The organism is Streptococcus oralis, assembly GCF_018448765.2.
GTDB lineage: Bacteria > Bacillota > Bacilli > Lactobacillales > Streptococcaceae > Streptococcus > Streptococcus oralis_BM.
In genome coordinates, this window is record NZ_JAHCMC020000001.1 from 1,494,495 (window position 1) to 1,514,522 (window position 20,028).

The 20,028-nt window shown below is 40.6% G+C and carries 20 protein-coding genes and 1 tRNA gene; 3 read left to right on the forward strand and 18 right to left on the reverse strand.

Translation table 11 applies throughout. The features are described from left to right. Positions 1-224 precede the first annotated feature (224 nt). Positions 225-296 (reverse strand) — tRNA-Glu (locus KIH88_RS07495). A gap of 66 nt (positions 297-362) precedes the next feature. Further along, complete coding sequence (rlmD, locus tag KIH88_RS07500) at positions 363-1,718, reverse strand: 23S rRNA (uracil(1939)-C(5))-methyltransferase RlmD (protein WP_213988857.1); 1,356 nt, start codon at positions 1,716-1,718, stop codon at positions 363-365. A gap of 55 nt (positions 1,719-1,773) precedes the next feature. Between rlmD and KIH88_RS07505 the strand changes: the two genes are divergently transcribed. The 3 genes from KIH88_RS07505 to ntdP all read left to right on the forward strand — a co-directional run bounded on the left by KIH88_RS07505 (position 1,774) and on the right by ntdP (position 3,958). After that, on the forward strand, positions 1,774-2,550 hold the full coding sequence (locus tag KIH88_RS07505) for an aminoglycoside 3'-phosphotransferase (protein ID WP_213988858.1): 777 nt from the start codon (positions 1,774-1,776) through the stop codon (positions 2,548-2,550). A gap of 9 nt (positions 2,551-2,559) precedes the next feature. Continuing rightward, positions 2,560-3,336 (forward strand): recombination regulator RecX, encoded by a 777-nt coding sequence (recX, locus tag KIH88_RS07510; RefSeq protein WP_213988859.1) that lies wholly within the window; start codon positions 2,560-2,562, stop codon positions 3,334-3,336. A gap of 88 nt (positions 3,337-3,424) precedes the next feature. Continuing rightward, complete coding sequence (gene ntdP, locus KIH88_RS07515) at positions 3,425-3,958, forward strand: nucleoside tri-diphosphate phosphatase (RefSeq protein WP_000775318.1); 534 nt, start codon at positions 3,425-3,427, stop codon at positions 3,956-3,958. Between the two features lie 70 nt (positions 3,959-4,028). On the opposite strand, the gene KIH88_RS07520 is transcribed toward ntdP, so the two are convergent. From KIH88_RS07520 to KIH88_RS07595, 16 genes are all read right to left on the reverse strand, one after another. Further along, positions 4,029-4,796, reverse strand: coding sequence for an epoxyqueuosine reductase QueH (locus tag KIH88_RS07520; RefSeq protein ID WP_125841429.1), 768 nt, complete (start codon positions 4,794-4,796; stop codon positions 4,029-4,031). A gap of 125 nt (positions 4,797-4,921) precedes the next feature. Continuing rightward, entirely contained in the window at positions 4,922-6,544 is a 1,623-nt protein-coding gene (gene groL / locus KIH88_RS07525) for a chaperonin GroEL (protein ID WP_000031559.1), read from the reverse strand. Positions 6,545-6,559: 15 nt separating this feature from the next. Next, positions 6,560-6,844, reverse strand: a complete 285-nt coding sequence (groES, locus tag KIH88_RS07530; RefSeq protein ID WP_000917327.1) for a co-chaperone GroES — start codon at positions 6,842-6,844, stop codon at positions 6,560-6,562. A 156-nt stretch (positions 6,845-7,000) separates the two neighbouring features. Further along, positions 7,001-7,396: a single-stranded DNA-binding protein gene (locus KIH88_RS07535; RefSeq protein WP_000282458.1), complete on the reverse strand. Its 396-nt coding sequence runs from the start codon at positions 7,394-7,396 to the stop codon at positions 7,001-7,003. A 77-nt stretch (positions 7,397-7,473) separates the two neighbouring features. After that, positions 7,474-8,235, reverse strand: a complete 762-nt coding sequence (locus KIH88_RS07540; protein WP_213988860.1) for an SDR family NAD(P)-dependent oxidoreductase — start codon at positions 8,233-8,235, stop codon at positions 7,474-7,476. Between the two features lie 41 nt (positions 8,236-8,276). After that, positions 8,277-8,903, reverse strand: coding sequence for a YtpR family tRNA-binding protein (gene ytpR, locus KIH88_RS07545; RefSeq protein WP_095726468.1), 627 nt, complete (start codon positions 8,901-8,903; stop codon positions 8,277-8,279). A 15-nt stretch (positions 8,904-8,918) separates the two neighbouring features. Then, entirely contained in the window at positions 8,919-9,236 is a 318-nt protein-coding gene (locus KIH88_RS07550) for a thioredoxin family protein (protein WP_213988861.1), read from the reverse strand. Further along, on the reverse strand, positions 9,233-9,532 hold the full coding sequence (locus tag KIH88_RS07555; RefSeq protein WP_096753422.1) for a DUF4651 domain-containing protein: 300 nt from the start codon (positions 9,530-9,532) through the stop codon (positions 9,233-9,235). The genes KIH88_RS07550 and KIH88_RS07555 overlap by 4 nt, the downstream gene beginning before the upstream one ends. Positions 9,533-9,685: 153 nt before the next feature. Continuing rightward, positions 9,686-11,293, reverse strand: coding sequence for a CTP synthase (locus KIH88_RS07560; protein ID WP_044020289.1), 1,608 nt, complete (start codon positions 11,291-11,293; stop codon positions 9,686-9,688). Between the two features lie 317 nt (positions 11,294-11,610). Then, positions 11,611-12,201, reverse strand: coding sequence for a DNA-directed RNA polymerase subunit delta (gene rpoE / locus KIH88_RS07565; protein WP_000418415.1), 591 nt, complete (start codon positions 12,199-12,201; stop codon positions 11,611-11,613). A 461-nt stretch (positions 12,202-12,662) separates the two neighbouring features. After that, a complete protein-coding gene (locus KIH88_RS07570; RefSeq protein ID WP_212576599.1) occupies positions 12,663-13,514 on the reverse strand; it encodes a DNA adenine methylase in 852 nt (283 codons plus the stop codon). Next, positions 13,507-15,324, reverse strand: coding sequence for a hypothetical protein (locus KIH88_RS07575; protein ID WP_212576598.1), 1,818 nt, complete (start codon positions 15,322-15,324; stop codon positions 13,507-13,509). The genes KIH88_RS07570 and KIH88_RS07575 overlap by 8 nt, the downstream gene beginning before the upstream one ends. Before the next feature lie 79 nt (positions 15,325-15,403). Further along, complete coding sequence (locus KIH88_RS07580; RefSeq protein ID WP_213988862.1) at positions 15,404-18,055, reverse strand: valine--tRNA ligase; 2,652 nt, start codon at positions 18,053-18,055, stop codon at positions 15,404-15,406. Beyond that, a complete protein-coding gene (locus KIH88_RS07585) occupies positions 18,048-18,626 on the reverse strand; it encodes an AAA family ATPase (protein ID WP_213988863.1) in 579 nt (192 codons plus the stop codon). Before KIH88_RS07585 ends, KIH88_RS07580 begins: the two co-directional genes overlap by 8 nt. Next, complete coding sequence (locus KIH88_RS07590; protein ID WP_213988864.1) at positions 18,626-19,186, reverse strand: GNAT family N-acetyltransferase; 561 nt, start codon at positions 19,184-19,186, stop codon at positions 18,626-18,628. The genes KIH88_RS07585 and KIH88_RS07590 overlap by 1 nt, the downstream gene beginning before the upstream one ends. Further along, the gene (locus KIH88_RS07595) at positions 19,173-19,751 is read right to left on the reverse strand and encodes a flavin reductase family protein (protein WP_213988865.1); all 579 of its coding nucleotides are present in this window, start codon (positions 19,749-19,751) and stop codon (positions 19,173-19,175) included. Before KIH88_RS07595 ends, KIH88_RS07590 begins: the two co-directional genes overlap by 14 nt. Positions 19,752-20,028: the final 277 nt, after the last annotated feature.

The window sequence follows — 20,028 nt, forward strand, 5'->3', positions numbered from 1 at the left end:
GTTCTCACTCATTTCTGTCACTGACAGATTTATTGTTTTTTCATTGTTCAGTACTACAACTAAAGTTGTAGTGCCCTGCACATTGGTTCGTCTTGTTCAGTTTTCAAAGGTCTTTGTCACTCAATCTCTCTCAAGCGACAACTATATTAGTATATCACAGCTACCTGCCTCTGTCAACAGATTTTTTAAACTTTTTTCAAGTTTTTTCTAACCGCAATACACCATAGTCCGTACGGGATTCGAACCCGTGTTACCGCCGTGAAAAGGCGGTGTCTTAACCCCTTGACCAACGGACCTGAGCTTTTCAACTCTTTCTATTATACCTTCTTTTCTCCCTTTGTCAAGAACTTTTTCCAGTGAATTTAATTTTTCTTCACTAACTTAACCACTGCTTCTGTCCGTGCCGTGTGGGGAAACATATCGACCGACTGGATATACTGGAGATCATAGACTTTTACCAGTTTAACCAAATCTCGCGCTAATGTCGAAACATTACAAGAAACATAAACCATTTTTCCTGGTACATAGGTTAGGATGGTATCTAATAACTTGTCATCTAAACCCGTTCGAGGAGGGTCGACTATCAGGGCATCTGCTCGGTAGCCTTCTTTGTACCAACGTGGAATAATCTCTTCTGCAGTCCCAGCTTCATAATAGGCGTTATCAAATCCCATTCTCTGGGCATTTCGCTTGGCATCTTCAATGGCTTCCGGGATAATGTCCATTCCTCTGAGGCTCTTGACCTTCTTCGCGAAAGCAAATCCAATCGTCCCAACACCGCAATAGGCATCAATCAAATGATCTTCTTCACTAACATCTAGGGCCTTAACCGCTTGACTATAGAGAATCTCGGTCTGCTCAGGATTGAGCTGATAGAAGGCTCGAGGGGAGAGAGAAAACTCATAGTCGAGTACTCCTTCTTGAATACTCTCTTGGCCCCAGATAATTTCTGTCTTTTCTCCATAGATTTCACTTGTTTTTGCTGTATTTGTATTGACTGCAACCGTCACAACCTCTGGAAAATCCTTGACGAGGTCTTTGACTAGTTGATTTAAATTCAGCTGGCGATTTGTGACGATGATGATCTGAACTTGTCCAGTTTTTCTTGCCCGACGTACCATGATGGTGCGAACACCTAGCGTTTTTCTCTCATCGGTAATGGGAATTTGATGGTAAGTGAGAAGCTCAGCTAGGCGATTCGCAATCACTTGGGTTTCCTTATCTTGTACCAAGCAGTCTTTCAACTCTACGAGGTAATGAGAGTTTTGTGCATACAAGCCTGCCTTGACCTGATTGTTGAATTTTCGTGTTTGAAATTGCAGTTTTGCTCTGTAATATTTTGGTTCTGACATTCCGATAGTTGGACGGATTTCATAGTTTTCATATCCTGCAGGAGCAAATTTTTTCAAGGCTTGGTGGAGCAAATCTGTTTTAAACTCTAACTGTTTATCATAGTGGAGATGCATAATTTGACATCCGCCACATTCGTTATAAATGGTACAGGCTGGGACTACTCTGAATTTGGACTTTTTATTAACTTTGAGTAACTTTGCTTCTACAAAGTTACGTTTAATAGAAGTAATCTGACAATAGATATCTTCTCCCTTGAGGGCACCTGGCACAAAAACGAGGGTTTTCTGGTAAAAACCGATTCCCTCACCATTGATGCCCATACGCTTGATTTTTAAAGGTATTTTTTGTTTGACTTTTAGATTCATAAGTCTATTATACCACGTAGTTTCTCAATGGTTAAGAATATGTTACAATAAAACTATGAATACAAAGACATCTCATTTTCCCCCATTGGATTTTCCTGAGCAATTACGAACTTATATAGAGGGAGCAACCCTTTCTGACAGCTCTTCTCATTCAGGCGCAACGGTTCTCTATCTTGATTCAGGTTACTATTTGAAAATTGATCAAAAGAGAAGATTAGAGCGAGAAGCTGCCATTGCAAGGTGGTTTGAAACTAAAGGACTGGGAACTCCAGTTATCGACTACTTATCTACAGATAAAGACTACCTTTTAACAAAAGAAGCGCCTGGCAAAGATGCCCTTGCCTTTCTGGATCAGCCAGAAACAATTTGCCGAACCATGGCACATGCCCTTAAAAAACTTCACAACTTACACCCACACAATTTTCCATCAGAAAATCATTTACAAACCTATAAAGATAGAGCTTTGAAAAACTATGAAAAAGGCGAGTTCTATGCCAAGGCCATCCTACCCCAATTTCAGATTAATAGTCGCGAAGAGGCCTTCCAACTCATCCAAGAACAAGGACACCTTTTAAAGACTGATGCCTTTATTCACGGTGATGCCTGTCTACCAAACTTTATTCTAAAAGATGCTAGCCGTTTCTCTTGCTTTATTGATCTAGGCTTGGCTGATTTTAGTGATCGTCATATCGATCTCTTTTGGGCAGTTTGGTCTCTAAACTATAACCTAGATAACCCTAAATACGCTGAACTGTTTCTTGACTATTACGGCAGAGAAGAGGTCGACACAAACAAACTTCGACTCGTTGCTGCCTTTGAAGCATTTGGATAAAAGGAAACCATGAAAATCACAAAACTCGAAAAGAAAAAACGCCTCTACATGATGGAGCTAGATCATCAGCAAACCTCTTATATCACTGAAGATACCATTGTCCATTTTATGCTGTCTCGAGATAAGGTCATTAGCAAAGAAGAACTGACCGAGATTCAGGATTTTGCCCAGTTTTCTTATGGTAAAAATCTTGCTCTCTACCATCTATCCTTCAAGTCTCGTACTGAAAAAGAAGTGCGAAAGTATCTGGACAAGTATGATATTGAAGATACAATCGCTAGTCAAGTTATCGCTAATCTAAAAGAAGATAACTGGATTAATGACCATCAGTATGCTTATTCCGTCATCAATGCCAATCAACTTTCTGGAGATAAAGGACCCTATTTACTAACTCAAAAACTAACTCAAAAAGGAGTTGCTAAATCAACTATTGAAGGTGTTCTAAAGGATTTTGACTATAAAGAAGTTGCTCAACGTGTAGCGGAGAAACTGCTTAAAAAATACACCGGAAAGCTTCCTGCTCGCGCTTTGCAAGATAAGATTATCCAAAACTTGACCAACAAAGGCTTCTCCTATGCTGATGCTAAAAATGCCTTTGACGACTTGGATAGTCAAGTTGACCAAGAAACGACTCAAGAACTTATTTTTAAAGAGCTAGACAAACAATATGCTAAGTATGCTCGAAAGTATGAAGGATACGAACTTAAACAACGCTTAACCCAAGTTTTAGCTCGAAAAGGCTATGATTTTTCGGATATAGCAAGCGCTCTCAGAGAATATCTTTAATATTTTCGTGTAAAATTCAAAAAAATTAGACCAATTTATGATATAATAGTAAACGATAAACTTATAAATTGTAGAAAGTTGGTTAGTTATGAAACTTCCAAAAGAAGGCGACTTTATTACAATTCAAAGTTATAAGCATGATGGGAGTCTTCACCGTACTTGGAGGGACACCATGGTACTAAAAACAACAGAGAACGCTATTATTGGCGTCAACGACCACACACTTGTTACCGAAAGTGACGGTCGTCGTTGGGTGACTCGAGAACCGGCTATTGTTTACTTTCACAAAAAATATTGGTTTAATATCATTGCTATGATTCGCGATAATGGGATTTCCTACTATTGCAATATGGCCAGCCCCTACTATCTAGATGAGGAAGCCCTGAAATACATTGATTACGATTTGGATGTCAAGGTCTTCACTGATGGTGAAAAACGTCTCTTGGACGTTGAAGAGTATGAGCGCCATAAACGCAAGATGAAGTATTCTGATGATTTAGACTATATTTTGAAAGAACATGTTAAAATCCTTGTTGATTGGATCAACAATGGACGCGGTCCTTTCTCAGAGGCCTATGTCAACATTTGGTACAAACGCTACATAGAACTAAAGAATCGGTAAAGTTGTCAAACTGGGGTGAAAGCCCTGGTTTTTTTATTTGAAAAACCCAGCTTTTCAGCTGGGTTGATTTCTATATATCTAATTTAGTCACAGTAAACTTGATGTGGGAATAGTCTTTTTCAACATCCTTATCCAACAAGAAAGCCGTGGCATCCTTCTTAATCTGAACAAGATCAATGTTCTGAGCTTGAGCTGCATAGACGCATCCACAATAACATTGACGATAAATATCATACTCCTCGCACATCTCCACCGAACGCTTGTAGCCTTGATTTTTCTTGAAATCACTTGGGAGATAGTGGGTGGTATAAATCTTTTGCACATCAATTCCGATGCTGTTGATGGTTTGAGAATTCTTATGGGGACTGATGGTCAAGGCTGAACCAAAGTAGTCAAAGCCCAAGTCCATAGCTACCTGTGCTGTTTTATCCAAACGGTAATCAAAACAAACCTTGCAACGATCGCCACCTTCGGGTTCTTCTTCCAGTCCTCTGACTAACTTCCGGTATTCATTGGGTTCATAAGGCGCTTCTATATACTGGACCGTATTTCCTGTTCGCTCATTGAAATCATTAACAAATTTCTTGGTGACGTAAGCTCGCTTGTGGTATTCTGCCTTGGGATGGATATTGGAATTGGCAAAATAGATGGTCACATCCGCGTATTTGGTCAGGTATTCTAGGGTGTAGGTACTACAAGGAGCACAGCAAACATGCATGAGAATAGTGGGACGTTGCTCATTTTTCTCCCAAACTTGAACCATTTTTTGCATAACACGGTCATAATTAATCTTCTGATTGGGATTCATCTTGCTCAGAATTTCTTCTACATCGATCATGTTCTTCTCCTTTTTCTAGTCTTATTTTATCATATAAGTTAGGAGAGCTCAATCCAATTTAGAAGTGATTATCATAAAAAGAAGGGATATGTATTCCCTTCTTTTGTGTTTTTTATAAGTTACTTTTACATCATCCCGCCCATCATGCTTGGATCCATTGCTGGAGCTGGGGCTGCTGGTTCCGGTTTATTGGCTACGACTGCTTCTGTTGTCAAAATCAAGCTAGCTACAGATGCTGCATTTTGAAGAGCTGAACGGCTCACTTTAACTGGGTCAATGATTCCCTCTTCAATCATGTTGACCCATTCGCCAGTTGCTGCGTTGAAGCCTGTACCAACTTCAGCATTCTTCAAGCGGTCAATAACAATAGAACCTTCGAATCCCGCATTGTGAGCGATTTGACGAACAGGTTCTTCCAAGGCGCGGAGAACAATATTGCGTCCTGTCGCTTCATCTCCTGTCAATTCCAAATCAGCTACGGCTGGAATAACATTTACAAGAGCTGTTCCGCCACCAGCAACGATTCCTTCTTCAACAGCTGCACGAGTAGCGTTGAGGGCATCTTCAATGCGGAGTTTCATTTCTTTCAACTCAGTTTCAGTTGCAGCACCGACCTTGATCACTGCGACACCACCTGACAATTTTGCCAAGCGTTCTTGCAATTTTTCGCGGTCAAATTCAGATGTTGTAGTTTCAATTTGAGACTTGATAACTGCAACACGGTGAGAAATAGCTTCAGGATTTCCAGCACCTTCTACGATAACAGTGCTATCTTTGTCCACAGTTACTCTAGCTGCTTGACCAAGCGCCTCAATTGTCGCATCTTTCAATTCAAGACCAAGATCTTCTGTGATGACTGTTCCGCCTGTCAAGATAGCGATGTCTTCTAACATAGCCTTACGACGGTCACCAAAGCCAGGTGCTTTGACAGCTACGACATTGAAGGTTCCACGAATCTTGTTCAATACAAGAGTCGGAAGAGCTTCACCATCTACATCATCCGCAATAATCAAGAGTGGACGATTGCTTTGGAGAATGCTTTCTAGAAGTGGCAAGATTTCTTGGATATTTGAGATCTTCTTGTCGGTAATCAAAATGTATGGATTTTCAAGGTCAGCCACCATTTTTTCGCTATCTGTCACCATGTACTGTGAAAGGTAACCACGGTCAAACTGCATTCCTTCCACGACTTCAAGTTCCGTTTCCATACCACGTGACTCTTCAATGGTGATGACTCCATCTTTGCCAACTTTTTCCATAGCTTCAGAGATGTATTCGCCGACTTTCTCAGAACGAGAAGATACGGCAGCAACTTGAGCGATGGCTTCTTTATTAGCAACTGGAATGGCATTGTTTTTCAAGGCTTCTACAGCTGCGGCAACCGCTGCTTCAATCCCCCGACGAATGCCGATTGGATTGGCACCTGCTGTGACGTTCTTGATTCCTTCACGTACGATAGCTTGGGTCAAGACAGTTGCAGTTGTTGTCCCGTCACCTGCGATATCATTGGTTTTTGAAGCTACTTCTGATACCAATTTGGCACCCATATTTTCAAAATGGTCTTCCAACTCGATTTCTTTTGCAATAGTAACACCGTCATTGGTAATCAATGGTGAGCCAAATGATTTTTCAAGAACGACATTACGACCTTTTGGTCCTAAGGTTACTTTAACAGTGTCTGCTAGGATATCGACACCACGGACCATAGCTGAACGAGCATCAGATGAAAATTTAATTTCTTTTGACATACTTACTTTCTCCTTCTATTCTTCAATGATAGCCAAAATGTTAGCTTCGCCTACGATAATGTACTTTTCATCGCCATCTTTGATATCAAGACCTGCATGGGCTTCAACTAAGACACGGTCTCCAGGCTTCACGCTTGGAGCTACCAAGTCACCGTTCAAGGTACGAACACCTTGTCCAGTAGCTACAACTTGGGCTGTTTTTGTTTTTTCTTGGGCTGAGCCTGCAAGGACAAAGCCTCCAACAGTTTGTTCTTTTTCTTCGATTTTCAAGACCACACGGTCTCCTAATGGTTTCAACATCTGTTTTCCTCCATGATGAACTACATATTATTAGCACTCTTTGTAACCGAGTGCTAATTCATAGTTCTATTGTATCACTTGGTCAGAAATAGTCAAGAAAAAAGTCTGACTTTCTCAATATAAAAAAGCCTGAGACCAACTCAGACTTTTCAATGCTTAAAATGGCAATTCTTCCTCTTCCAAAACCAAGTCTGCCAAATCCTGTCCTGCGTTATTTTCACGCAAAGCACGTTGGGCGCGGCTTTCCAAAAGTTGGAATCCTGTGGCAAGGACTTCAGTCACATAGTTCATCTGGCCATTTTTCTCAAAGCGACGAGTACGAAGTTCTCCATCCACAGAGATAAGACTACCTTTAGTTGCGTAGCTTGCCAAGGTTTCAGCCAATTTTCCCCAAAGAACCAGATTGACAAAGTCAGCCTCACGTTCACCGTTTTGGTCTTTGTAACGACGATTCACAGCGATAGTTGCTCGCGCTACTGACTTGTCATTGTTGGTTTTGTGCAATTCTGGTGTAGACGTCAAGCGCCCGATCATGATAACTTTATTATACATATTTTCTTCCTCCTACTTATCTATTCGCAAGGAATCAAAAAAAGTTACAAAAATTTATAACTTTTCGAGAAAATTTTTTATTTTTTATGAACCATGAAACCTGTAGCTTGTTGATTGGCCATAATGGTCATATCTGTAATCTGCACACGACGGGGTTGACTGGTCACATAGACAACAGTGTCTGCGATGTCTTGTGCTTGCAGAGCTTCGATTCCCTGATAGACGGTAGCAGCACGCTCTTTGTCACCGTGGAAACGTACCGCAGAAAAATCTGTTTCAACAATTCCGGGTTGAATGGTGGTCACCTTGATATCTGTCGCAATGGTATCAATTCGCAGTCCATCTGAAAAAGTCTTGACTGCAGCCTTGGTGGCTGAGTAAACAGCTGCCCCAGCATAGGCATAAATTCCTGCGGTTGACCCCATGTTGATAATGTGACCCTGATTGGCTTTTACCATTGCTGGCAAGAAACAGCGAGTGACTGCCATCAAACCCTTGACATTGGTATCTAACATGGTCAGCATATCCAATTCTTCATGGTCTTGATAGGGAGCCAAGCCAAGAGCTAGTCCAGCGTTATTGACCAAGATATCAATCTGCCCTATCGTTTCCAAAATATCGGAGCAGACAGTCTTGACCATGGTCATATCCGTGACATCCAGTGGAAAGGTCCAAACGGTTTGATTAGGAAAAGTTTCTGTAAACTCTGACTTGAGAGCCTCTAATCTGTCTGTCCGTCGCCCTGTTAGAACGACATTCTCCCCCTGCTCCAGATAAGCACGCGCAATCGCTTCACCAATTCCAGAGGTCGCTCCTGTAATCACTACATTTTTCGCCATCTTATCCCCCTCTATCTGGTCTATCAGGCACTGACAACTTCCTAGGCAGTCCAGTGTTTGGCTGGGTCAAATGGAGTTCCGACAACTTGGTCTTCTGATAATTCAATAACCCCACGTTTTTGCGGAGCATTTGGCAAATGCAATTCACGAGGGCTGCACATCATGCCAAAACTCTTTTCACCGCGAAGCTCGCCTGGGAAAATGAGATTGCCTTTTGGCATCATCGCTCCAGGAAGAGCTACAATGGTTTTCAACCCAACACGCGCATTAGGTGCTCCTGCCACGATTTGCACTGTCTTGTCACTTGCGACGGCCACTTGGCAGATGTTGAGGTGGTCACTATCTGGGTGAGCGACCATCTCGATAATTTCACCGACAACAAACTTAGGTTCTTTGTCATTGACAATCTCTTCTGCAAAGCCTTCCGCTCGCAACTCTTGGTTTAAACGAGCGACTTGCTCATCTGTCAAAAAGACTTGACCGCGCTCTGCAATTTCAAACAAACTCGAAACTTCGAAAATATTCCAAGCTACTGTTTCCCCATTTTCTTTGATGAACACACGGACTACCTTGCCTTTGCGCTCCACATCCAACTTGGCATCTCCGCTATTTTTCACGATGATCATAAGGACATCGCCAACATGCTCTTTATTATATGTAAAAATCATTATTTCCATTTTCTCCTATTTCAGTCCTGCTAAAAAGTCGTTAATTTGTTGCTTGCTTTTACGGTCACGATTGACAAATCGGCCGATTTCCTTGTCCTTTTCTAGCACAACAAGACTAGGAATGCCGTACACATCCCAGAGTTTGGCCAGATCCAGATACTGGTCTCGGTCCACTCGAATAAAGGTGAACTCTGGATTGGTTTCCTCAATCTCTGGCAAGGCTGGATAGATATAACGACAATCGCCACACCAGTCCGCCACAAAAAGGAAGACCTTCTTGCCATCTTGCTCGACAAAACCTGCTAGTTCTTCTATACTATCGGGAGTAATCATAAGACTTCCTCCTCATAGACCAGGTCTTCATTTTCATAGACAAAGGTATAGTGACGACCATCCTCGAAAACGACTCCTCCGACGAGTCGCTCTAGGCTACTTTCGTAGACTTGAACATAGATAGTCGCAATCTCACCCATATCTGAGAAAAGTTCGCGCACGATAGCGGTCAACTCTTCTTGCGTCTTCATGAGTTTGTGGTTATCTGCTGCTTTTTTGGCACCCAAAGCGAGGGCACTTAGACCAGCCACAGTCAAGCCAGTCATCCATAATTTCTTAGCTTTCATACCATTCATTGTAACACAAAAAGGGCTCTAGGACAAATAGGGAAGCCGTATACGAGCAAGGAAAATCTCTTCCCTCAGTGAGTCTAATTCTTATTGCCAAGCGCCTGAGTTCCTGAATGAATTAAAAAACCTCTGAGATTATTCTCAAAGGTTCGAATTTTGCTAATTGCTGTTCTCAACCGCTGCAGTGACAAAGGCAGTGTAGAGTTCTTCTGGACGGTTTGGACGGCTTGACAGTTCAGGGTGATACTGACAAGCTACAAAGAATTTATTTTCAGGAATTTCCACAATTTCTACCAAACGATTGTCTGGAGAGACTCCTGAGAAGACAAAACCTGCCGCCTCAAACTGTTCACGAAAGGTGTTGTTAAACTCATAACGGTGACGGTGACGGCGTTGCACCACTTCTTGATTATGGTAAGCAGCTGCTGCCTTAGAACCACGTTTCAACTTAGATGGATAAAGTCCCAAACGAAGGGTTCCACCCATATCTTCAACATCAACCTGGTCACGCATAATATCAATGATAGGGTATTTTGTATCTGGTGCAAGTTCTGCAGAATTTGCACCTTCAAGACCCAAAACGTGACGAGCAAACTCGATACAAGTCAACTGCATTCCCAAGCAGACACCCAACATTGGAACATCATTTTCACGCGCATAACGGATGGCTTGGATTTTCCCTTCCGTACCACGTTGGCCGAAACCACCTGGAACGATGATTCCGTCCGCATCAGACAAGAGTTCTGCCACATTCTCTGCTGTCACATCATTGGCATTAATCCAATTAATCTTCACTTCTGCGTCGTTGGCATAACCAGAGTGTTTTAAGGCTTCGACCACTGAGATGTAGGCATCTTGCAACTCCACATACTTACCAACGAGGGAAATCTTGACTTGTTTCTTGAGGTTCATGACCTTGTCCACCATGGCTGACCACTCTGTCATATCCGCTGCTGCTGCATCTAGTTTCAAATGGTCACAAACAATTTGGTCCATACCTTGTGCCTGCAAGTTCAATGGAATTTGGTAAAGGTGTTCAACATCCAAAGATTCAATAACAGCTTCTGGTGCCACATCACAGAACTGTGCTAGTTTATTTTTAATGCCCTGACCAGCTGGTTTTTCTGTACGAATGACCAACATATTTGGCTGGATTCCCAAACCGCGCAATTCTTTTACAGAATGTTGAGTTGGCTTGGTCTTCATCTCACCAGCAGCCTTAAGATAAGGAAGCAAGGTTGTATGGATATACATGACATTATCTGCACCCACATCTGCCTTCATCTGACGAAGGGCCTCTAGGAATGGCAAGGACTCTATATCCCCAACGGTTCCACCAACCTCTGTGATAATGACATCAGAGTCAGTCGTTACAGCAGCACGCTTGATTTTCTCTTTCAAAGCATCTGTGATATGAGGAATGACTTGGACAGTTGCCCCAAGGTATTCGCCACGGCGTTCCTTACGAAGAACTTCACTGTAGATTTTACCAGTTGTCACGTTGGAATATTTGTTGAGATTGATATCGATGAAACGTTCATAGTGACCCAAGTCCAAATCTGTCTCAGCCCCATCATCTGTCACAAAGACTTCTCCGTGCTGGTAAGGACTCATGGTCCCCGGATCAATATTGATATAAGGATCAAATTTTTGAATGGTTACTTTGAGACCACGATTTTTCAAGAGACGGCCCAGACTTGCTGCCACAATCCCTTTCCCAATAGACGATACCACACCACCAGTTACAAAAATATATTTCGTAGACATAAATTCCTCTTTCTAAAATGCTCAAGGCCTTGTTAACTACGAGGGGACATAGAAAACAAGACCCTTATGAATAACGACTTTTCAAGAAAACTTCCTGAAAAACAAAAATAGCTCCCTAGTAACTAGGGAGCTCCGACCTCTAAAAGAGGTGCCCGAACAATATGATACCTTAAAGCAGAACATTTGTCAACCCGAATCAGTAAAACCTGAAAATAAGAAAATTGCTTTCAGAAAACCAACTAAAGATCCACATCCAAACGGATGACCCTGCTCAAGGAACAAAAAAGGAGACCAGGCGATCTCCTCTGTGAAGTTTTTTACTCTTCTTCACTCGTTTCAGCGTCATCATCAGAAAACTCATCGTCTTCTTCGTTGAGATCCACATCTTCTCCCAAGTCATCAGGAGCAATTTCGTTGATTTCTGCATCGTAAGCTTCCACTTCATTTTTCTCATCATCTGGATTTTCATCATCGTATGAAAGAGCTGGATCGGCTTCGTACGCATCTTCGTCTTCTGGATCATCTGCATTGTAGTCAATAGCATCTGAATCGCCATCCATGAATGCATTGACACGTTTTTTCTTAGCTTTTGGTGCTACTTCATCGTCGTCACTTTCTTCAAGAGCGATGATTTCTTCGTCGATTTCGTCCACACCATACCATGAACGAAGGCCCCATTTGTTGTCTCCAAGAGAGATGAAGCTACCGTCAAAGTTCAACTCTGTGTAGAACAAAGGTAAAGCTTCACGGATATCGCTGTTTGATGTTCCAAGGTAGTTTTGAATTTCGTTTACAAGATCACTAAAATGCATCTCATGGTCGCGACCACGAAGTTCCAAGATAGCACGCGCTACCTCAATCATAGATAGTTCACTTTTTTCTTGCCCAGCAAATACTTCTAATTCCAAAGCGTTTCTCCTCATTTTTACTACTATCGCCAGAGTGAACAGACTCTGACCTCATTTTATCATGTACTCTTTATTGTACGATAATTTTGCGGAATAGTCAAAGGTTAAATGGGAGAAAGTGACAGGACTTTTTATTTCTTTGTTACCCAGCCAATGGCATTGTGAGGTGGATTTTCGGTATCAATCCAGATGAATTCGATGCCAATGATATATGAAAATTAAGCTGCAATATTGTACTTCTCAGGTCGGTTCGAACTTACAGAATTTGTCATGTAGTAACCTGCTTTCTAAATTGTTGGCTAACCATTCTAGTATATCATTTTAAGAAAATACAAATCAATTGAATCATTCCTTAGAAATTATAAAAAATCCCCTTTACTCTATTGCTAGCTTACAAGTTTTAAAATCTAAAAAATTATCAGTTATTGTTTGAACTAACTAATCTTAGTTTAAGATGCTATTTATAAAATGTGTAAATACTCGTTGATTTTAGCTGATGATAATTCTTCACTAAAAAAAATATATTCTATTCCTTTTTTTGAATTACCTGCACTATAGTTTAACATATAAGGAAAATGCTCAAATTTTGAGTACATATTTTGGATTTCTTCGTGAAAATCATATGTAAGAATCCACTTATGTTTACTCATATATTTGTCAATAGTTTCTCGTAATTCTAAATGATCTATGTGTTCATAAAAATTTGTGTACAATTGTTTCCCCTTAACATAATATGGCGGGTCAAAAAAAGTCAGAGAGCGTTTTGTACGATTAATATTATTTTTAATAAATTCAATAGCATCTATATTATACAAATTGATTTTACTCTTATTTTTAGCAATTAATTCAATTTTATTTACTAATACTTCCGTATTATATCGACAATTCATTTTATAATTGCCTATCTGATTTCTACCACCTATAGGTCCCGCCTGGATTATACCTGAACGATTTGTTCTATTTAAATAAAATGTAGAAAATCCTAATGTAAGTAGATCAGCATTTTCTTTATTTTTTTGAATGTCCTGCTGTTTGTCCCATTCTTCAATTGTAAATTCTGCTTCCCTTACTCTTTTTATAAAAGCTTCAGTATCATGTAAAATAGAAAACCACATTGCATAAATGGATCTATCAAAATCATTTAACATTATTCTTTTTACATTGTTATTAAGCAACAGTTTTAATGCTACTGCAGCTCCACCACAAAACGGTTCTATATAGGTATCAATATTGTTATTCTCTACCAGATATTTAACGTATTGATAAGTTTTATTTTTTCCTCCAGGATAGCGTAACGGGCTAAAGTTATCCATTGTTTACTCCTTCTGATAGTCTATTAAAAACAACAGAGAAAAAGTTTTGATACTTACTGCAAGTGGTTTTAATATCAATGGAACTTATAGTGGTCCCGTAATCATGAATTAAACCATTTAATGTTTCTATATCATTAGTATTTTTTAACGCCTTTACTTCCTCTTTATTTAATAACCCTTTATCAGATAAATGTCCTTTAACTGTGGTAATAAGGGAGGATAAATTATCAGCAGGCTTCTTAACTGAGAATAAGTCTATGTAAGCTTTAGTAGTATATTCAATTAACGCACGAAGTAAAAATGCAATTATGATATATTCGTCGTTACTATGTGATAAAGAGTTGTATTTTTGTAAGTTTCTTATCACTCCACAAATTTTAAAATACTTGGGATTAGCTGATAACTTTGATAAAGACTCATCATACCACCGTTGGTTAAATAAAACTTGATATTCCTGTTGCTGATTATTAATCGCTATATTTAAACATATTGGAAAATGTTTAGTTTGTCCATTATATTTAACATCGATAGTGTACGTCCCATTTTCAGAAATAGACTCTATAATATTATCTGTAATTACGATATTTTGATGATTGCAACTAATTAAAAGCCTAGAATATTCTGAACTTTGTCTTGAAACTTTATTATTTTTATCATCTCGCAATTCAATATCATCAGCTAAATCATAATTTTCTCGTTGTATAGTAACTGATTGCTTGGGAACAAAGAATTTATATTTTGTTTCTTGATTTTGTGTGTCATTATTATTCGTAGTATTCTCACGCGTATCATTTGCTGGTAAGTTAGGAGTCTCTTTATTATCTCCCACACTATCTTCAGTAGTTTTTGTATCATTACTTATAGGAGTATTTTTTAATGACTCTTCATTAGAACCGTTGATTTTTTCAGATTCTTTATATTCCTTAATTTTGTCAGCTAAACCTGGTATTACTTTGTCACTTTTGACAATTTCATTCCATTGTCCTTGTACACTAAATACCCGTGTATCTAATTTTTTATCAATCCAAACTGCTTTACCTAATAATCCTAATATTTCATGATAGACTTTTTCATTTTTTGCTACAACTTGAAAATCATCATTAAACTCAAGTTTTAACTCTTTAATCAATGGTCTTGAAACTCTCGACACAAGAACATCTGTATCTAAATGCGTTAACTTTTCCAAATCAGACTTATAAATTTTGGCTGCATTATAAACTGAAGTTAAATAATTTAGTTGTTGTATAGCATTTCTTATCGCAACTTTTCCTTCTGGAGTAATATTTTTAATATTATCTAAAGCTTCATCACTTGATAATCCCTTTTCCCTATATTGGGTATAAAGATTATGGTAAAATACCCTTTTATCAGTCGCACTCCATGTCTTAATCCCATCAACATGTTTTGCACTAATTTTAAAAAGCGCTTCGTCTCTAGTATCTTCTTTTACTACATCACAACTAACTTCAAAATCACTTAGATTCAGATTTAATTGTTTAAGTTTATTTCTTTCTGAACTTGTTAATAGAGATGAATACTGAAACAAAAGTTTCAGCGAAGCAATTCTTCGATTACCTTCTAATACAGTATAATTAATCTTTCCAGCATTTCTGCTTTTTAAAACGATAATACGTTCACCTATTGTGTTATACCCGTTTTCTCCAATTTGAAATGCAAGTTCTTTAATCTGCTCAAATTCAACCAAATATTTGACTATTTCTTCTTCAGTATTAAAATCAAACATTGAAAATCTAGGGTTATTAAAATCTAAATTAATTTCTAAAGGATTTAAAACTACAGTATCAAACATATATATTCCTTTCACAACTACTACATTTACAATTGATATTATAACACAAAAAACACGGCTCATCACCGTGTTTCTGTGTTTATTTCACCAACTTCTTCATTTCCTCAATACGTGCTATGGTCGCGTCGTACTTGGCTTGGTAGTCGGCTTGTTTGTCGCGTTCTTTTTGGACGACTTCTGGTTTGGCATTGGTTACGAAGCGTTCATTAGATAGCTTCTTGCCGACCATGTCCAGTTCTTTTTGCAATTTAGCGAGTTCCTTGTCGAGACGAGCTAATTCTTCTTCGACATTGAGGAGGTCTGCCAGTGGCAGGTAGATTTCTGCTCCTGTGATGACGCTTGACATCGCGAGTTCAGGTGCAGGGATGGTTGACGCGATTTCCAAGTGTTCTGGATTTGTGAAGCGTTTGATGTAGTTGACATTGCTGTTAAAGAAGGCTTCCAAGTCGCTATCGCTTGTCTTAACAAGGATGGTGATAGGCTTGCTTGGAGCAACGTTTACTTCCGCACGCGCATTCCGAACGGCACGAATCAAGTCTTTGAGGCTTTCCACACCTGTATGAGCCGCTAGGTCTTCTAAGGCTGGGTTGACAGTTGGATATTCTGCTGTCACGATAGAGCCTTCTGAGATTTGACCAAAGATTTCCTCTGTCACGAATGGCATGATTGGGTGGAGGAGACGAAGGATCTTGTCCAAGGTGTGAAGGAGAACAGAACGTGTGATGACTTTCTCTTCTTCGTTATCGCTATAAAGGACTTCCTTGGTCAACTCAACGTACCAGTCCGCAAACTCGTCCCAGATGAAGTTGTAGAGAATGTGTCCAGCCACACCAAACTCAAATTTATCAAAGTTTTCAGTAACTTTTCCGATCGTTTCGTTAAGGTTGTGGAGAATCCAGCGGTCTGTGACATTTCCAGCTTCCTTGTTGACCACTTTTTCCACATTGGCAGTCGCTTGCTCAAGAGTCAAACCTTCATTGTTCATGAGGATGTAGCGAGAGATGTTCCAAATCTTGTTAATGAAGTTCCATGAAGCATCCATTTTCTCGTAAGAGAAGCGCACGTCTTGCCCTGGTGCAGAACCGTTTGAAAGGAACCAACGAAGGCTATCTGTTCCGTACTTATCAATAACATCCATTGGATCAATCCCGTTACCGAGAGATTTCGACATCTTGCGTCCTTGCTCATCACGAATGAGACCATGAATCAAGGCATTTTTGAATGGCGACTTGCCAGTAAATTCCAAACCTTGGAAAATCATCCGAGACACCCAGAACGGAATAATATCATAACCAGTCACCAAAGTTGATGTTGGATAATAACGCTTGAAGTCTTCTGAGTCGACATCAGGCCAGCCCATAGTTGAGAATGGCCAAAGGGCAGAACTGAACCAAGTATCCAAGACGTCTTCGTCCTGAGTCCATCCGTCACCTTCTGGAGCCTCTTCGCCCACATAGATTTCGCCTTCAGCATTGTACCAAGCAGGGATTTGGTGCCCCCACCAGAGCTGACGAGAGATGACCCAGTCATGGACATTTTCCATCCATTGAAGGAAGGTATCGTTGAAACGAGGTGGGTAGAATTCAACCCTGTCTTCTGTATCTTGGTTGGCAATGGCATTTTTAGCCAATTGGTCCATCTTAACGAACCATTGAGTCGACAAGCGTGGCTCAACTACGACACCTGTACGTTCTGAGTGACCAACACTGTGGACGCGTTTTTCGATTTTAACAAGGGCACCGATTTCTTCCAACTTAGCAACGACTGCCTTACGAGCTTCAAAACGGTCCATACCCGCAAATTCGAAGGCAAGCTCGTTCATGGTTCCGTCATCGTTCATGACGTTGACTTGTGGCAAGTTGTGACGTTGACCGACCAAGAAGTCGTTTGGATCGTGGGCAGGCGTGATTTTCACGACACCCGTACCAAACTCAGGATCTGCGTGCTCGTCTCCAACGATTGGAATCAATTTATTAGCGATTGGAAGGACGACGTTTTTACCAATCAAGTCCTTGTAGCGTGGATCTTCTGGATTGACCGCAACGGCAACGTCCCCAAACATGGTCTCAGGACGAGTTGTCGCAACTTCAAGGGCGCGTGAACCGTCTTCCAGCATATAGTTCATGTGGTAGAAGGCACCTTCGACATCCTTGTGGATTACCTCAATATCAGAAAGTGCTGTGCGAGCAGCTGGGTCCCAGTTGATGATAAACTCACCACGATAGATCCAGCCTTTCTTGTAAAGCTCTACAAAGACCTTGCGAACGGCTTTTGACAAACCTTCGTCAAGAGTGAAACGCTCACGAGAGTAGTCTACAGAGAGCCCCATCTTGCCCCATTGTTCCTTGATAGTAGTGGCATACTCGTCTTTCCATTCCCAGACCTTATCCAGGAATTTTTCACGACCTAGGTCATAACGGCTAATGCCTTCACCACGCAAGCGCTCCTCAACCTTAGCCTGAGTAGCAATACCAGCGTGGTCCATCCCTGGAAGCCAAAGCGTATCAAAGCCTTGCATGCGTTTTTGACGGATGATGATATCTTGCAAAGTCGTATCCCAAGCGTGACCAAGGTGAAGTTTACCTGTAACGTTTGGTGGTGGAATAACGATTGAATAAGGCTTAGCTTTTTGATCGCCTGAAGGTTTGAAAACATCAGCGTCAAGCCATTTTTGGTAACGACCAGCCTCAACCTCGGCTGGATTGTATTTAGGTGAAAGTTCTTTAGACATGTGTGTGTCCTTTCTCTATTGTATTCATTTTATCTTGAATCTGCTTGGCAACTTCTTCTGCAGACAGATTCGTATTATTTATTTTAAGGTAGTGGTGCAACTCATTCGGTTGATGTTGGGAATTTAATTGAAGTGTTTCAGCTGTCTCCAAAATTTCTCTTTCAGATACCTCAATATGTCGTTTTAAGGGTTTGTGCTTTAATCGATTCTCCGTTCGATTTCGACGTAAACGCTCTTCAAGACTTGTTTCCAACTCCACAAAAAGAATCTCTTGATGATAGTCATCCAACAAATCCTGAATTTGCTTCAAATACATCAGCTGGTACTGATTTGAAAAATCAATCACGTCTGTTAAAATCACATATCGCTGATTTCTAGCGCTAGCTCCAAGGAAAGAAAAGGTAATTCCACGAACAAATTCCCACATCTCCTCAGTATAATCCTGATAGATTTCTAATGCAAAATCGATGGCTTGATGGTTATAAAAGAGGGTAGAATCCGTCAGTCGAGACAGTTCTTGACCAATCGTCATTTTTCCTGAGGCTGGAGCCCCAATGATGAAAAGATGCATCAAATCACCTCCCACTCACTCCTCAACAAGCCAAATATTAGACTGTCACAGTGATTTCCTTGGGCATCTTTGCGGTCTCTTATGCGAGCTTCAAGGGTAAAACCTAATTTTTCAGCGACTCGTTGACTTTGGACATTATAACCAAAACAAGTTAGTTCAATCTTGTGTAGGTTCAATTCTTTAAAAGATAGGTCAATCAAAGCACACGCTGCTTCTGGAACATAACCTAGACCCCAATAGTCTGGATGTAAGATATAGCCAATCTCCAAGACATCATCCTCGTGACGACGAGGGAAATCAACAGAGCCGATGACCTTATCAGTCCCTTTGACAACAATTCCATAGCCTGCTGGGAGATTGTTCTTTTCATTACGCTCAGGAAGAATATTCTCCAGATAATAAATCTCATCTTCCAAGGTCTTGACGGGCGGAAAGCCTGCTGGATAGGCGACCTCTGCCAAACTAGCGTAGTCATGGATATCCACTGCATCATCCACTGTTCGGACTCGTAAAAGAAGACGTTCTGTTTCGATTCGTTCTGGCAGTTTAGCTCTTGCCATCCTTCTTCCTCGCTTTCTTGATGAAACTCCCCATAGGATCGACACGATCATCTAAATAACGATAAACGCGCTGGTAGCCGTCTCCCATAAAGTAAGTTGGCGCAAAACAGTCATTTTTAAAATGGCCCTTGTCATCTAGCAAATCAGAATCAGCAAGTCGCCCAAGAATCTTGGCAAAGATATGGCAGATGCCATCTTCCTCGATAATCCTATCTACCTGGCAATCCAATACGACTGGACAGGCCTTTAAAATCGGGGCCTGAGTCTGTTCAGAAATCTCACAGTCTAGCCCCAGGTGTTTCAATTTCTCACGATGGCTGATAAAACCAGCCTGCTCCATCTCAAGCATGAAGTTTTCATCAGGGATATTGACGGTGAACTGTTGATAATGCTTAATCTGGTCAGCCGCATTTTCCTCAGCCCCAACACCGATGACCAACCAGTCTCCCAGACTATAAGAGGAGCTACAGGTCGTAATATTGTGACCAAAGTTCTGATCCTGATACCCTAAAATAAAGATAGGAAAACCATAGTAGAGCTTACTGGTTTTAAAGGATTGCTTCATGAAAACCTCCTTTGACTAAGACGCAAAAGAAAAGCCCTGCCATCTACATGACAGGGACGAATGTGCTTATCCGCGGTACCACCCAATTTCGGGCAGAGCCCGCAACTCTTGTCTTTAAAACAAAAAGACATTTTTATTTCATTTTCAGTCATTAGCAACCAGTTTTGACACATTTGTGGACTTCTCAGCACCGCCACTTTCTGTAAAATGTGGGATTCAAAACACCTCTAATGGCTCTATTGTAGCAAGTTTTTCTCGGAAAAGCAAGGCTCAAGAA

Excerpts from the sequence above, each read along its gene's own strand:
- groL (WP_000031559.1), bottom strand. The coding sequence starts at position 6,544 with ATGTCAAAAGAAATTAAATTTTCATCTGATGCTCGTTCAGCTATGGTC.
- KIH88_RS07595 (WP_213988865.1), bottom strand. The coding sequence starts at position 19,751 with ATGAAGCAATCCTTTAAAACCAGTAAGCTCTACTATGGTTTTCCTATC.
- KIH88_RS07590 (WP_213988864.1), bottom strand. The coding sequence starts at position 19,186 with ATGGCAAGAGCTAAACTGCCAGAACGAATCGAAACAGAACGTCTTCTT.
- groES (WP_000917327.1), bottom strand. The coding sequence starts at position 6,844 with ATGTTGAAACCATTAGGAGACCGTGTGGTCTTGAAAATCGAAGAAAAA.
- KIH88_RS07505 (WP_213988858.1), top strand. The coding sequence starts at position 1,774 with ATGAATACAAAGACATCTCATTTTCCCCCATTGGATTTTCCTGAGCAA.
- KIH88_RS07580 (WP_213988862.1), bottom strand. The coding sequence starts at position 18,055 with ATGTCTAAAGAACTTTCACCTAAATACAATCCAGCCGAGGTTGAGGCT.
- rlmD (WP_213988857.1), bottom strand. The coding sequence starts at position 1,718 with ATGAATCTAAAAGTCAAACAAAAAATACCTTTAAAAATCAAGCGTATG.
- ytpR (WP_095726468.1), bottom strand. The coding sequence starts at position 8,903 with ATGATTTTTACATATAATAAAGAGCATGTTGGCGATGTCCTTATGATC.
- KIH88_RS07555 (WP_096753422.1), bottom strand. The coding sequence starts at position 9,532 with ATGAATGGTATGAAAGCTAAGAAATTATGGATGACTGGCTTGACTGTG.
- KIH88_RS07520 (WP_125841429.1), bottom strand. The coding sequence starts at position 4,796 with ATGATCGATGTAGAAGAAATTCTGAGCAAGATGAATCCCAATCAGAAG.
- KIH88_RS07540 (WP_213988860.1), bottom strand. The coding sequence starts at position 8,235 with ATGGCGAAAAATGTAGTGATTACAGGAGCGACCTCTGGAATTGGTGAA.
- KIH88_RS07570 (WP_212576599.1), bottom strand. The coding sequence starts at position 13,514 with ATGGATAACTTTAGCCCGTTACGCTATCCTGGAGGAAAAAATAAAACT.
- recX (WP_213988859.1), top strand. The coding sequence starts at position 2,560 with ATGAAAATCACAAAACTCGAAAAGAAAAAACGCCTCTACATGATGGAG.
- KIH88_RS07550 (WP_213988861.1), bottom strand. The coding sequence starts at position 9,236 with ATGATTACTCCCGATAGTATAGAAGAACTAGCAGGTTTTGTCGAGCAA.
- KIH88_RS07575 (WP_212576598.1), bottom strand. The coding sequence starts at position 15,324 with ATGTTTGATACTGTAGTTTTAAATCCTTTAGAAATTAATTTAGATTTT.
- ntdP (WP_000775318.1), top strand. The coding sequence starts at position 3,425 with ATGAAACTTCCAAAAGAAGGCGACTTTATTACAATTCAAAGTTATAAG.
- KIH88_RS07560 (WP_044020289.1), bottom strand. The coding sequence starts at position 11,293 with ATGTCTACGAAATATATTTTTGTAACTGGTGGTGTGGTATCGTCTATT.
- KIH88_RS07535 (WP_000282458.1), bottom strand. The coding sequence starts at position 7,396 with ATGTATAATAAAGTTATCATGATCGGGCGCTTGACGTCTACACCAGAA.
- KIH88_RS07585 (WP_213988863.1), bottom strand. The coding sequence starts at position 18,626 with ATGCATCTTTTCATCATTGGGGCTCCAGCCTCAGGAAAAATGACGATT.